The sequence below is a fragment of the Microbacterium sp. Leaf151 genome, assembly GCF_001424225.1.
Classification (GTDB): domain Bacteria; phylum Actinomycetota; class Actinomycetes; order Actinomycetales; family Microbacteriaceae; genus Microbacterium.
This window is the reverse complement of record NZ_LMOR01000004.1, coordinates 410,249-423,692: the sequence shown is the minus strand read 5'-3', so window position 1 is coordinate 423,692 and position 13,444 is coordinate 410,249. Positions and strand designations below refer to the sequence as shown.

The window sequence follows — 13,444 nt, the reverse complement described above, 5'->3', positions numbered from 1 at the left end:
CGGGTCGCTCGACGCAGGAGCGTCGGGACCGGGGACCGCCGCCGGGTGCGAGGGGGCGGGCCAGGCCGGGTTCTCGGGGCTGTCGGTCATCGTGTGGTCCCTTCGGTTCGGACGGCGGCGCGCACGCTCGCCTCGAGATCGCGGAGTCGATCGGCGGCTGCGACGAGATCGCGGTCGGTGCGGGGCTGATCGTCGACGAGGATGCCGTGCACCCGGGCTCGATCGGCGCCCAGGCGTGCGGCGACGGCGTCGGCGATCCGACCGGGGTCGCTCCGCGCGGAGAGTCCGAGCAGACGCTCCAGCCGTCCCCGTGTCGCCCGCCGCAGCTCGTCGAGGGCGTGCGGCGCATCGCGCGCCGTGGCGTAGAGACGGGCGCGTCCCTCGGTGGTCTCGTTCGCCCGTACGGTCACCGGGAGTCGCTCCGTCACGAGGGGGCCGAAGCGGCGTCCGCGCCAGACCGCGGCGACGAGGGCGGCGACGATGAGCAACAGGATGCCGGGGGTGACCCAGGGCGGGGTGAGATCGCTGAGCGTCGGGGCGTCGGCCGCGCGGTCGGCGTCGGCGGGGGAGGGCATGTACCAGACGAGCGTGTCGGTCTGGCCGAGCACCGCGAGGGCGAGGGCTGCGTTGCCGTCGCGGGGGAGGGTCGCGTTCGTCAGCGTCGCGAGCCCGTCGAGCGCGGTGACCGTGCGGCCCGCCGTCTCGAGGGTGAGGAGGGCGAACTCGCCGTCGACGGGGAAGCAGCTGACGACGCCCTCGCCCGGTGTCATCAGTTCGCCGACCCGCGCGGTGCCGGCGTTCGCCGACGCGGGCTCGGAGCAGTCCGCGGCCACTGCCTCGTCGTCGGCGAAGCCGCCGAGTCGGGAGCCGTTCAGCAGGATGTCGAGTGCGCGCGTGCGCGGCTCGAGCAGGAAGACATTGCGCGCTCGATCGGTCAGGTCCCGCAGCGCGTCGTCCGACAGCATGGGGGCGTCGCGCATCGCGAGGGTCGCCTCGCCGTCGGCCAACGCCCGCTCGGCGGCCGAGCGATCACGCGCGACGATGACGCGGACGCCCTGCTGTTCGAGGATCCGCACGACGGCGCGCGTGCCGTCGGCTCCGGCGGACTCGGGGTCGAGGGCGGCGCGCTGGACGTACCCGCCGTAGATGAGGGTGCCCCCCACGAGTGCAACCACGAGCAGTCCCACGGCCAGCGCCACCCAGCCGAGGGCTCCGCGCCGCCGGGATCGGACGGGGGCCACCGTGACGCTCACGGTGCGGCCGCCGGGGTCGGACGCGTGCGCACGGCTTGGTCGTCGAGGTCGGTGATCGCCCGGTAACGCTCGGCGGAGCCGGGTCGGCGCAGGTACCGCACGTCGTCGAAGATCTCGGCCGCCTCGTCGAGGGGTGATGCGAGGGTCGGGAGAGCGCCGGCCGCTTCGCGGCAGAACGCGCGAACCGTCGCGCCGGGCGGCGGGTCGACGAGACCGCGCTCGGTGAGTCCGCGGGCGAAGGCGCGGAAGCGCAGCACGATCGCCTCATCCCAGTCGGCGCGGGCGGCGGCCCGGGCGGCGTCGGCACGCAGATCGTCGGCCGACCGGGCGTCGTCCTCGTCGAACAGGGCGTGAGCGGGCCGCGTTGCACGCGACAGCGGTCGGGGTCGTCCCCAGATGAGGATGGCGACCACGATCAGGGCGGCGATGACGATCGCGAGAACGATGAGCGCGGACGGGCCCCACCCGGAGGTGTCGGGCACACGCAGCAGGTCGGCGAGGAAACGACCCACCGCCTGGGCGATGCGGTCGACGACGCTGGGCTCCGCTGCCTGGTATGCCGGATCGGCCAGCTCCCGTTCCGCCCACTCCCGTGCCTCGTCGGGGTCGGGCAGCAGCGGGACGGCTGTCGCGAGCGTGGCGGGAAATCTCACGCGTCGCCGTTCGACCCGGGTGCGGCCCAGGTGGTCGGGGACGCTTTGGTGGTGTCGGATCGCGAGGGCGGCGCTTCGGGCCGAGCGGGGTGATCGGTCGCGGTCGAGGGGGCAGAATCGCCCGCGGCCGACGCGTCGTCGCGCGATCGCTCGTCATACCCCGGAGGACTAGCCGGCGCCGCGTATCCCGGCCAGGCGGCCGGCTGCGCGTGTCCCGGCTGCGGGTACCCCGGCTGCCCCACCGGCCCGCCGTATCCCGGCTGTCCGCCTGGCGCCGCGTACCCCGGCTGTCCGCCGTACCCGGCCGGCCCACCGGGCGCGATGTACTCCTGCTGCCCGCCGACCGCCCCGTACGGCATCGGCGCGGGACGAGCGACGAGACGCCCGACGCCGACCAGGTAGGGGTCGTCGAGCTCGGTGGCTCCCGCGTCGCGCGCTTCGACGTAGGTCTGCAGGTCGTGGTCGAGTGCTTCCAGGCGCATGCGGGCGTTGACGTAGACGAGCGCCGCCGACGTCGACTGCACGACGAGCGCGATGCACTGCACGAGCAGGATGCCGAACTGGCCGATGACCTGCACGACGATCAGGCCGACCACCGCGCCGGTGTCGCTCTCGCCGGTCGGGGCGATGATGACCGGCAGGAGGCTCCCGACGAGGCTGAAGGGGATCGAGATGATCTGGGCGACGATGCTGAACGCCACCGAGATCACGATGAACACGCCGAGCGTGGACCAGAACCGCCCGCGCGTCAGCCGCCACGACCGACCGATGGCGCGGAACACCGGCGCGCGCTCGAGGATGATCGCCGACGGCACCAGGTAGAGCTTGGCGGCGAGCCAGAGCGACACCACGACGAGTCCGAGCACGGCCAGGACGCCGAAGAGGATGCCGAGCCACAGCACCGACATCACCAGCAGCGCGACGATGCCGGCGAGCGCACCGATCGCGACGACGGTGGCGAGGACGGTGAGGGCGCTGTAACCGATCAAACGCCAGACGACGGGCTTCACACGCGCCCACACGGCCTTGAGCGACGGCTTCTCGGCGACCACGGCGTGCGCGACCTCGGCGACGACGACGCCCTGCACGACGACGCTCAGTGCGCCGGTCGCCACCCCCAGGACGAGGGCGGTGGCACCGGTGAGCACCACCGAGCCGGCGAGGATGGCGTCGAAGTCGTCGCTGCCCGGGGCGACGGTGTCGAGGCGCGTGAAGCTCGCGACCGCGGCGGCGGCCACGGCGGCGGTCAGCACGATGTAGGCCACGGCCTGGGTGATGAGGGCGAAGCCGAGCAGGACCTTCGGGTTGTGGCGCAGGGCGACGAAGGAGCGGCCGAGGATCGTGCCGAACCCGTACGGGTGCAGCGGCACGATGCCGGGGCGGGATGCCGGAGTCCAGGCCGGGTACGCGGTCACGGTTGCGCCTCCTCGTCACATGGCGGTCTGTTCATCGTGTCACACACCCCCGACACGCTCGCCTCTCGTGCAGGCAGGTCGACTACTCTCGATGGGACATGCCCCCACCGGGCGTCCTGCCCGTTTCCGAGCGGGTCCGAGCTGGAAGACGTACACCCGAATGACTTCACGGATCCTCGTTGTCGACGACGACACCGCGCTGGCCGAGATGATCGGCATCGTGCTGCGCACCGAGGGATTCGACACCGTCTTCTGCGCCGACGGTGCGCAGGCCGTGGACGCCTGGCGCACCGAGCGCCCCGACCTCATCCTCCTCGACCTCATGCTCCCCGGGGTCGACGGCATCGAGATCTGCACGCGGGTGCGCGCAGAATCCGGCGTCCCGATCATCATGCTCACCGCACGCACCGACACCGCCGACGTGGTGAAGGGGCTCGAGTCGGGCGCCGACGACTACATCATGAAGCCCTTCAATCCGAAGGAGCTCGTCGCGCGCATCCGTACGCGCCTGCGGCCGGTGCAGGCGGCGGCCGACGAGACCCTCCGCATCGGTGATCTGACCGTCGACGTCGCCGCCCACGAGGTGCGTCGAGGCGATGCTCCCATCGCGCTGACGCCGCTGGAGTTCGAACTGCTCGTCGCGCTCGCCGAGAAGCCGCAGCAGGTGTTCTCGCGAGAGATGCTGCTCGAGCAGGTGTGGGGCTACCACTACAAGGCCGATACGCGTCTGGTGAACGTGCACGTGCAGCGTCTGCGCGCCAAGATCGAGGCCGACCCCGACAACCCGCGGATCGTGACCACCGTGCGCGGCGTGGGGTACCGCGCCGGCGCGGTGGCCTGAGCACCTCATGACGGGGGCGGTCCGCACCCTCCCGCCTCGGCCGCGCGGCCTCCGCGACTGGCGTCTCGCCCGTGACCGCCTGCGCTCGCTGTGGCGCCGATCGCTGCGCTTCCGCACCATCGTCATCGCCGTCACGCTGACGGCGGTGACGATCCTCGCGACGTGTCTCGCGATGGCGCTCGTCATCCAGAACGAGCTCTTCACCGCGCGAAAAGACCAGGTGCTCCTCGAGGCGCAACGCGCCACCGCCGCGGCGCAGGCGACGCTCGACGCCGCGGTGGACTCCACCGACCCGGCCGCGGCGCAGACCCTGATGAACGGCATCGCGACCCGCCTGTCGCAGCAGTCGTCCAGCGATCTCATCGCGCTGTACCGCATCGGCCCGCCCTCACCGCTGGCTCCTCAGCCCTTCATCTCCCCCGCGTTCGAGTCGGGCTTGGTCACCGAGGCGCTCAGCACGCAGGTGCAGTCGAGCCCCGACCTGCAGTGGTGGCAGTCGGTGGCATTGCCCTCCGACGGCGGCCGCGAGGTCCCCGGCATCCTGGTCGGACACCAACTCCGTTTCCCCGCCTCGGACGGCGTCGATTCGTACGAGCTCTACATGGGGTACGACCTCGTCAGCGCCTCGCAGACGCTCTCCTTCGTGCAGGTGCTGCTGTGGGTGGTGGGACTCGTCCTGGTCGTGCTCATCGGGGCGATCGCCTGGTTCGTCCTGCGGTCGGTGACCACCCCGATCGCGGATGCCGCCGAGACCAGCGCGAAGCTTGCGGCGGGCGACCTGGGTGTGCGGTTGCCGGTGCGCGGCGAAGACGAACTGGCGACGTTGAACCGCTCGTTCAACGCCATGGCCGACAGCATCGAATCGCAGATCAAGGAGCTCGCCGATCTCTCGCTCGTGCAACAGCGTTTTGTCTCCGACGTCTCGCACGAACTTCGCACGCCCCTGACCACCATCAAGCTCGCCGCCGACATGATCAACGACCAGCGCGAGGAGTTCGACCCGGTGACGGGCCGCGCTGCCGAGCTGCTGCACGCGCAGGTGCAGCGATTCGAGGTGCTGCTCACCGATCTGCTCGAGATCAGCCGGTACGACGCGGGGTCGGTGCAGCTCGAGCTCGAGCCGACCAGTCTCGCCCACCTCGCCGAAGACGTCATCCTCTCGATGGAGCAGCTGGCCGAGGGGCACGGCTCCGACGTGCGGCTTGTCGCCCCCGGCGGCTACACCCCGGTCGACATGGACGCCCGTCGCGTGCGCCGCATCGTGCGAAACCTCCTCGGCAACGCCATCGAGCACGGCGAGGGGCGCCCGATCGTCGTCTCGGTCGACAGCGATCGGGATGCCATCGCCCTCGGTGTGCGCGACTTCGGTCTCGGCATGCGCGCCGACGACGTCGAGCGCGTCTTCGACCGCTTCTGGCGCGCGGACCCGTCGCGGGTGCGCACCATCGGCGGCACGGGCCTGGGGCTGTCGATCGCCCTCGGCGACGCGCGCCTGCACGGCGGCACCCTGGCGGTGTGGTCCGAGCTCGGTCGGGGGTCGAACTTCGTGCTCACCCTGCCGCGCACCGGCAGGCCGGTGACCGGCTCGCCCCTGCCGCTCGAACCCGACGACGAGCAGGGGGGCGCCCTCGAGGCGCTCGGTCTCACGCAGCCCATCTCGACCCGTCCCGGAGTCAGGAGGCCGTCATGAGGCGCGCCCTCGCCCTCGTCGGCCTCGCACTCGTGCTCGCCCTCACCGCGTGCACGGGTCTGCCCACCACCGGCTACGTCAACCCGGGCCGCGGCCCGCAGATCGACGACACCCAGGCCTTCGCGTTCGTCCCCGACGGTCCGCAGGACGATGCCACACCCAGCGAGATCGTGGAGGGGTTCCTCCGCGCCGGTTCCGGTCCCGCCGACGACTGGGCCACCGCGAAGCTGTTCCTGGCGGCGGGCACCCAGTGGGATCCGCGGGCACGCGTGACGATCGACCGTCTGGCCGACCGTCGCGCCACGGCCGCAGCGGACGGCACGTCGGTCTCGGTGTCCGTGGTGGCGACGGCCGGGGTGGATGCCGACGGCGCCTACGCCCCCGCCGCGTCCGCCACGGCCGAGACGCTGTCGTTCACCCTTGCGCGGGTGGAGGATCAGTGGCGCATCACCGCCGCCCCCGACGGGGTCGTGCTGTACGAAGAGGTGTTCCCGACCGTCTACCAACCGGCATCCATCGCGTACTTCGATCCCACGTACAGCTTCATCGTGCCCGACGTGCGCTGGTTCCCCCGCGCCCTGGTCGCCAGCCGCGTGGCGACCGCGCTCGTCGACGGGCAGCCCAGCACGTGGCTCGCGGGTGCCGTGGAGTCGGCCTTCCCCGACGAACTGTCGCTCGTGGGGCGCTCGGTCACCCTGTCGCAGAACGGTGTGGCTCAGGTGCAGTTGCCGCGGGCGGCGCTGAGTCTCGACCGCACGCGGCTCGACCGCATGCAGACCCAGCTCGCCCGGAGCCTCGCTACGGCCGGGATCAGCGACGTGCAGATGACCGTCGAGGGCACACCCATCACGGCTACCGAGGTGCCGGTGCGCGTCACGCGCGTCGATCCCTCGCCGGCGGTGCTGACCTCGATCGGTCTGTTCGGTTCGCTCGCGGGCGATGCGGTCGAGCCGATCGACGGCCTCTCCGACGCCGTCAAGTCGCTGGCGCCGTCCGCGATCGAGCTCGAAGCCGATCGCAGCCTCGCCGCGATCCGCACGCAGCAGGGGACTGTCGCGAGCGCGCTCGCCGACGGGCGCACGTTCCTCCTCGATGACCGCCCCGGCCTGATCGCCCCCTCGATCGACGCGGAGGGCGCGATCTGGAGCGTTCCCGCGGCGGCACCCACGCAGATGCGAGCCACCACCGCCGAGGGCGTTCCGCGCGACGTCGGCAACGCCTGGCCGGATGCCGCGGAGATCACCGCCATGCAGATCTCGCGTGACGGCACGCGTATCGCCGCGATCGTGACCGTCTCGGGCACGCGCGAGGTGTGGGTGGCCGGCATCCAGCGCACCAACGGCGACATCGACCTGGGCCCGCCCCACGTTCTCTCGTTCGCGCAGCCGGGGGCGTTCGATCTCGCCTGGCTCGACGACACCACTGTCGGCGTGCTCTCGAGCGTCGACGGCGTGAGCACCCTGCACGAACTGGGCGTGGGCGGCCGCGGCACCGACTCGGTCGCACCCGAGGGCACCCGCACGGTGGCGGCGGGCAGCACGAGCGTCCGTGTGCTCGACGACCAAGGGCGTCTGTTCAGCCGCCGCGGGAGTTCGTGGACGCTCGTGGCCTCGGGCATCCGTGTTCTGGCGGCGCAGCAGGGCACCACCTCCTGACCCTCCTCCCCAGGCGGCGGGCGTCCACCGACCCCGCGTCCGGTCGATCGCGTCGGTGCCCGACGCGGGAGGCTGGCCGCATGGCCCTTTCCGTTCTGGTCGCCTCCGCGCTGCGCGACGCCCTGACGTTCTGGCTGCCGCTCGCCTGCGCGGGGTGCGGCGATCCCGACGTGTCGTTGTGCGACGCGTGCCGTGGCCACCTGGCTCCGCAGCCGTCACGCCATGAGCGCGAGTCCGATCTCGCCGTCGTTTGCGGCCTGCCCTTCGAGGGCGTCGCGGCGCGGGTCATCCGGGCCTTCAAGGAGGAGGGGCGCACGACGCTGGCGCGTGACCTCGCCCCCGCGCTGGCCGCGGCGCTCGCGGCATCCGGTCCGTCGGGGGCGCGGATCACGACGGTGCCCTCGTCGCGCGCAGCGTTCCGACGGCGCGGCTATCGCCCGGTCGAGGTGCTGGTGCGGCGGGCGGGTCGACGCCCCGAGCGGCTGCTACGGCTGCGTCGGGCGCCCGCCGATCAGCGCGGACTCGGAGATCGCGCCCGTCGCGAGAACGTCCGCGACGTCTTCGCGGCCCGCGCCGTCTTGAGCGGGCCGGTGGTGGTGGTCGACGATGTGGTCACAACGGGTGCGACCTTGGCCGAGGCGGTTCGCGCCCTGCGCGCGGCGGGCGCTACCGACGTGCGGGCGGTCGCACTCGCGCACACGCCGCGTCGCAGCACATCGAAAGGTGAATGGGAGGTGATTGCCACGTGACACGGCGGTGGCCTCCCACTAGCGTGGGGATGACTGAAGGCGACGGATGTTCCGCCCTTAGACCGGGCGGAACCCGGAACAAGGAGGTCACTGATGGACACCAACATCGTCGGCGTGGGAGTCGGTATCACCGATCGATTCCGCACCGTGGTTGAAGAGAAGGTCAGTCGCATCGAGCACCTGGCGCCCCGCGCCGGCGCGCTCGAGGTCAAGGTGACTCATCGGGCCTATCGCAATGGCCGCATGGAAGACGACACGGTCGAACTCACGCTCGACGGCAAGGGCCCCGTCGTCCGCGCAGAGGCGACCGATGTCGACAAGTTCGCCGCACTCGACCTCGCGGTAGACAAGATCTCGGAGCAGGTGCGCCGCGCGAAAGACAAGCGCATCGACGCCCGCAACCACCCTCGCGGTGCCAAGTTCGAAAAGGGCACCGGCGAACTCTCGGGCATCGACGTCGAGCCGGCCTCCGTCGAGGTGCTGCGCGCCGTCGCCACCGGATCCATCCCGGTGCAGGCCGAGGGCGCCGCCGACGACGAGGACTACTCGCCCGTCGTCATCCGCCAGAAGGAATTCGGCGCCGAGTGGATGACGGTCGAAGACGCCGTCGACCGCATGGAACTCGTCGGCCACGACTTCTTCCTCTTCATCGACGCCCGCACCGATCACCCCAGCGTCGTCTACCGCCGCAAGGGGTGGGACTACGGCGTGATCGCCCTCGCCACGCAGGCTCCGCCCGTGGCGCAGGTCGCGTCCTGATCTGATGCACGACGAAGCCCCCGGCTCCAAAGCCGGGGGCTTCGTCATGTCCTTCGCATCCGCGCGTCGAAGGCGGTTCAGCCGTCGAAGATGTCGCCGAGCAGCGACCCGATGACCAGACCACCGAGCATTCCGCCGACCATGTTGCCGCCGCCCATGCCCCCGCCGCGGCCGCCCATGCCCCCGCGTCCATAGCCGTTGCCGCCCCAGTCGTCGGGCCGGGACTGCTCGATGTCGCGCTGCGCGATCTGCAGCGATTCGGATGCCAGCGACCCGGCTCGGCGCGCGGTGGCCAGCACTGTTTCTCGATCGTCCTCGGCGACGGGACCGAGGGGGAGCCCTGCGCGCAGGCGTTCCGCCTCGACGAAGCGCGTGCGCGCGTCGGCACCGATCCAACCCCGGTGTCCGGTGATGAGGCCGCGGGCGACCGCGAGCTGACGGTCAGCGTCATCGATGGCGTGGTCCACCTGCTGTTGCGAGAGGACCGGGCGCGCCGCGCGTTCCCGGGCGTGGTCCAGATCGGCGTTCGTCTGGCGCAGGGACGACAGTGCGGCGAAGGGGTCGCTGCGGGTACCGGATGCCGGCAGCGCGCTGAGCGCGCCCTGGAGCGCCGTCATGGCGGCGATCACGGCGGGGGTCTGCGCCTCGCGGCGCGCCTCGACCAGATCGTTGCGGGAATCGTCGACGACGGCGGCCAGGGTGGACTCGGCGCGCAGCGCCTCGATCTCGAAGGTGTCCACGGCATCCAGGAGGGATTCGGCACGTCGGACCGCCTCGGTGGCCGCTTCCAGCGCGACCGACGCCTGCTCGCGCTGGCCGGCCTCACGGCGTCGCTCCGAGACGGATGCCGTGTGCACGGCGAAGTCGAGGAGCTGCTCGATCTCTTCGGGATTTCCGCCGATCTGCGCGAGCGCCGAATCGCTGTATCGGCGGGAGAGCCGTTCGACCACGTCGCGGGCGTTCGGGATGCGCTCCTGGAGCCGTTCGCGGTCGGCGCGTACGCGGGCGAGCGTCTCGGGTGCGCGGCGCACAGCGTCGATCTTGGGCTGCAGAACCTGCGTGCGTTCCTCGAGGAGGTCTTCCGCCCACTGGGAGAGCTGGATGACGCGCGCGTTGCGCGTGCGCAGCTCCTCCTTGGTGTCGGGGATCTCGTCGTGGTTGAGCTGGTGCAGCCGGAAGGCCTCGGCGAGATGGGTGCGCACGGAGTCGAGGGCGGCGGCGAGGTCTTCGGTCGCCTTGTCGCCGAGCTCGGCCCGCGCGAAATCGAGCTCGTCGGAGGTGAGACGCACCCGCTCGTCGGCGGCGACGATCGCCAGCTCGGCCCGCCGAGCCAGATCCGCGTCGGCCGCGTCTTGCTCTTCGCGCTTCCTCTTGCCCCAGAAACCCGCCATGGCTCGATCCTAAGCGGCGGGTTCGTACCCGTCGCCGTGTGTTCGCTGCGGGCGCGCAACCCGGCCTGAGGATTGCGGCTCCTTCGCAGGTCACGAACCGGTAACACGGATACCATGGGCCACGTATGCCTGTTCGCAGGCCGGCGTCCGTACGGGCGTCGCACCCGACAGATGGAGATTCTTCGTGGCAAATCCGCTCGAGAGACTGCTGCGCGCCGGCGAAGGCCGCGTCCTGCGTCGCCTACAGGGCGTCGTCAAGGCGACCGGGGCGCTCGAAGAGGACTACGAGCAGCTCACCGACGACGAGCTGCGTAACGAGACCGTCGAGCTCCGCGCCCGTTTCGAGGCCGGCGAGACGCTCGACCAGCTCATGCCCGAGGCGTTCGCCGCCGTCCGCGAGGCGGCCAAGCGCACCCTCGGTCAGCGCCCGTACGACGTGCAGATCATGGGCGGCGCCGCCCTGCATCTGGGCAACATCGCCGAGATGAAGACCGGTGAAGGAAAGACGCTGACCGCGGCCCTCCCGGCCTACCTGAACGCCATCGCCGGCAAGGGCGTGCACGTCATCACCGTGAACGACTTCCTCGCCAGCTACCAGTCGGAGCTCATGGGCCGCGTCTACCGTGCACTCGGGATGACGACGGGCACCGTCGTCTCGGGCCAGACGCCCGAGGTGCGCCGTGAGCAGTACGAGGCCGACATCAGCTACGGCACGAACAACGAGTTCGGCTTCGACTACCTGCGCGACAACATGGCGTGGCGCAAGGAAGACCTCGTGCAACGCGGCCACTTCTACGCCATCGTCGACGAGGTCGACTCGATCCTCATCGACGAGGCGCGTACTCCGCTGATCATCTCCGGGCCGGCATCCGGTGAGGCCAACCGCTGGTTCGCCGAGTTCGCGAAGCTCGCCCGCACCCTCGAGGCGGGCGTCGACTACGAGGTCGACGAGAAGAAGCGCACGATCGGTGTGCTCGAGCCCGGCATCGAGAAGGTCGAAGACTACCTCGGCATCGACAACCTCTACGAGTCGGCCAACACCCCGCTCATCTCGTTCCTCAACAACTCGATCAAGTCGATCGCGTTGTTCAAGCGCGACACCGACTACGTCGTCATGAACGACGAGGTCATGATCGTCGACGAGCACACCGGTCGCATCCTGGTCGGGCGCCGCTACAACGAGGGCATCCACCAGGCCATCGAGGCGAAGGAGGGCGTGCCGGTCAAGGCCGAGAACCAGACCCTCGCCACCGTCACCCTGCAGAACTACTTCCGTCTCTACGACAAGCTCTCGGGCATGACCGGTACCGCCGAGACCGAGGCAGCCGAGTTCATGTCGACGTACAAGCTCGGTGTGGTCCCCATCCCCACCAACCGGCCCATGGTCCGCAAAGACCAGTCGGATCTCGTCTACAAGAACGAGACGGCCAAGTTCGCGCAGGTCGTCGAAGACATCGTCGAGCGCCACGCGAAGGGCCAGCCCGTCCTGGTCGGCACGACGAGCGTCGAGAAGAGCGAGTACCTCTCACGTCTGCTGGCGAAGAAGGGCGTGCGTCACGAGGTGCTGAACGCCAAGAACCACGCGCGCGAGGCGGAGATCGTCGCCCGCGCCGGTCGCCTCGGCGCCGTGACGGTGGCCACCAACATGGCCGGCCGTGGAACCGACATCATGCTCGGCGGTAACGCCGAGTTCCTCGCCGTGCAGGAGATGAAGGCGCGCAATCTCGACCCCGTCGAGACGCCCGACGCCTACGAGTCCGAGTGGGACACGGTGTACCAGTCCATGCGCGACACCGTCGCCGAGGAGGCCGCGAAGGTCACCGAGGCCGGTGGTCTCTACGTGCTGGGCACCGAGCGCCACGAGTCGCGTCGCATCGACAACCAGCTACGCGGTCGTTCGGGACGTCAGGGCGACCCGGGCGAGAGCCGGTTCTACCTGTCGCTCACCGACGACCTGATGCGTCTGTTCCAGTCGGGGGCCGCGGAGGCGATCCTCGCGCGCACCAACTTCCCCGACGACGTCGCGATCGAGTCGGGCCTGGTGTCGCGAGCGATCAAGAGCGCCCAGTCGCAGGTGGAAGCGCGCAACGCCGAGATGCGGAAGAACGTCCTGAAGTACGACGACGTGCTGAACCGTCAGCGTGAGGCCATCTACGCCGACCGTCGGCACATGCTCCAGGGCGATGACATCGCCGACCGCGTGCAGCACTTCATCGAAGACGCCATCACCGCCGTGATCGACGACCACACCGGCTCGGGCCACACCGAGTCTTGGGACTTCGACGCGCTCTGGACCGAGCTGAAGACCATGTACCCGGTGAGCGTCACGATCGACGAGGTCGTCGCCGAGGCCGGCGGCACCAAGGGGCGCATCACGCCCGAGGGGCTCAAGCGCGAGATCATCTCCGACGCGCGGATCGCGTACGAGAATCGCGAGCAGCAGCTCGGTGAGCAGGCGCTGCGCGAACTCGAACGCCGCGTGGTGCTGCAGGTGCTCGACCGCCGCTGGCGCGAGCACCTCTACGAGATGGACTACCTCAAAGACGGCATCGGACTCCGTGCCATGGCCCAGCGAGACCCGCTGATCGAGTACCAGCGCGAGGGCTACCAGATGTTCCAGTCGATGATGGGGCAGATCAAGGAGGAGTCCGTCGGCTTCCTCTACAACCTCGAGGTCGAGGTCCGCAAGGTTGAGGGTGACGAGGCGCAGGTCGAGGCCAAGGGCCTTACGCCGACCCCGGTCGAGACGCAGCGCCTCGAGTACTCGGCCGCGAACGACGCGGGTGAGGTCGAGGTGCGCAACGACCGCGGCCAGGTGCAGCAGGCGGCGACCAACCGACTGCGTCAGGCGGCGCAGCCCGCGGCACCTGCGGCGGAGCCGGTGCCCACCGGCGCCCGCGGTGCTTTCGGCCAGCGCACCGACGCCGCCGACGAGTCCGCGGCGTCGAACCGCGCCGACCGTCGCGCCGCGAAGAAGAAGTAACGAACGAACGAAGGATGCCGTGCCCCGATCACCGGGGCGCGGCATTCGTCGTCCG

General features: G+C 70.7%; 10 protein-coding genes. 6 read left to right on the top strand and 4 right to left on the bottom strand.

What is annotated here, in order from left to right:
• Positions 1 to 86 precede the first annotated feature (86 nt).
• Genes ASF76_RS12745 through ASF76_RS17360 form a run of 3 tightly spaced genes read right to left on the bottom strand, consistent with a single transcriptional unit; the run spans position 87 to position 3,321 of the window.
• On the bottom strand, positions 87 to 1,241 hold the full coding sequence (locus ASF76_RS12745; protein WP_235561299.1) for a DUF4350 domain-containing protein: 1,155 nt from the start codon (positions 1,239 to 1,241) through the stop codon (positions 87 to 89).
• An 8-nt stretch (positions 1,242 to 1,249) separates the two neighbouring features.
• On the bottom strand, positions 1,250 to 1,906 hold the full coding sequence (locus ASF76_RS12740; protein WP_055958369.1) for a DUF4129 domain-containing protein: 657 nt from the start codon (positions 1,904 to 1,906) through the stop codon (positions 1,250 to 1,252).
• Positions 1,903 to 3,321 (bottom strand): glycerophosphoryl diester phosphodiesterase membrane domain-containing protein, encoded by a 1,419-nt coding sequence (locus ASF76_RS17360; protein WP_055958366.1) that lies wholly within the window; start codon positions 3,319 to 3,321, stop codon positions 1,903 to 1,905. Before ASF76_RS17360 ends, ASF76_RS12740 begins: the two co-directional genes overlap by 4 nt.
• Before the next feature lie 160 nt (positions 3,322 to 3,481).
• On the opposite strand from ASF76_RS17360, the gene mtrA reads away from it, so the two are divergent.
• From mtrA to hpf, 5 genes are all read left to right on the top strand, one after another.
• Positions 3,482 to 4,162 carry an MtrAB system response regulator MtrA gene (gene mtrA / locus ASF76_RS12730; RefSeq protein ID WP_055958363.1) on the top strand — a complete coding sequence of 227 codons (681 nt, stop codon included), beginning with the start codon at positions 3,482 to 3,484 and terminating at the stop codon, positions 4,160 to 4,162.
• A 7-nt stretch (positions 4,163 to 4,169) separates the two neighbouring features.
• The gene (mtrB, locus tag ASF76_RS12725; RefSeq protein WP_055958360.1) at positions 4,170 to 5,852 is read left to right on the top strand and encodes an MtrAB system histidine kinase MtrB; all 1,683 of its coding nucleotides are present in this window, start codon (positions 4,170 to 4,172) and stop codon (positions 5,850 to 5,852) included.
• Positions 5,849 to 7,507 carry an LpqB family beta-propeller domain-containing protein gene (locus tag ASF76_RS12720; protein ID WP_055958357.1) on the top strand — a complete coding sequence of 553 codons (1,659 nt, stop codon included), beginning with the start codon at positions 5,849 to 5,851 and terminating at the stop codon, positions 7,505 to 7,507. The genes mtrB and ASF76_RS12720 overlap by 4 nt, the downstream gene beginning before the upstream one ends.
• Positions 7,508 to 7,587: 80 nt before the next feature.
• A complete protein-coding gene (locus ASF76_RS12715; protein WP_055958354.1) occupies positions 7,588 to 8,256 on the top strand; it encodes a ComF family protein in 669 nt (222 codons plus the stop codon).
• Positions 8,257 to 8,349: 93 nt separating this feature from the next.
• On the top strand, positions 8,350 to 9,015 hold the full coding sequence (gene hpf / locus ASF76_RS12710) for a ribosome hibernation-promoting factor, HPF/YfiA family (protein ID WP_055958351.1): 666 nt from the start codon (positions 8,350 to 8,352) through the stop codon (positions 9,013 to 9,015).
• A 77-nt stretch (positions 9,016 to 9,092) separates the two neighbouring features.
• Here hpf and ASF76_RS12705 read toward each other — a convergent pair whose 3' ends face one another.
• Positions 9,093 to 10,406 (bottom strand): hypothetical protein, encoded by a 1,314-nt coding sequence (locus ASF76_RS12705; RefSeq protein ID WP_055958348.1) that lies wholly within the window; start codon positions 10,404 to 10,406, stop codon positions 9,093 to 9,095.
• Positions 10,407 to 10,590: 184 nt separating this feature from the next.
• On the opposite strand from ASF76_RS12705, the gene secA reads away from it, so the two are divergent.
• Positions 10,591 to 13,389, top strand: a complete 2,799-nt coding sequence (gene secA, locus ASF76_RS12700) for a preprotein translocase subunit SecA (protein WP_055958344.1) — start codon at positions 10,591 to 10,593, stop codon at positions 13,387 to 13,389.
• Positions 13,390 to 13,444 lie beyond the last annotated feature (55 nt).

What these genes read in the sequence shown, in the direction of transcription:
- mtrA (WP_055958363.1), top strand. Translation starts at nt 3,482, where the DNA reads ATGACTTCACGGATCCTCGTTGTCGACGACGACACCGCGCTGGCCGAG.
- mtrB (WP_055958360.1), top strand. Translation starts at nt 4,170, where the DNA reads ATGACGGGGGCGGTCCGCACCCTCCCGCCTCGGCCGCGCGGCCTCCGC.
- ASF76_RS12720 (WP_055958357.1), top strand. Translation starts at nt 5,849, where the DNA reads ATGAGGCGCGCCCTCGCCCTCGTCGGCCTCGCACTCGTGCTCGCCCTC.
- ASF76_RS12715 (WP_055958354.1), top strand. Translation starts at nt 7,588, where the DNA reads ATGGCCCTTTCCGTTCTGGTCGCCTCCGCGCTGCGCGACGCCCTGACG.
- hpf (WP_055958351.1), top strand. Translation starts at nt 8,350, where the DNA reads ATGGACACCAACATCGTCGGCGTGGGAGTCGGTATCACCGATCGATTC.
- ASF76_RS12705 (WP_055958348.1), bottom strand. Translation starts at nt 10,406, where the DNA reads ATGGCGGGTTTCTGGGGCAAGAGGAAGCGCGAAGAGCAAGACGCGGCC.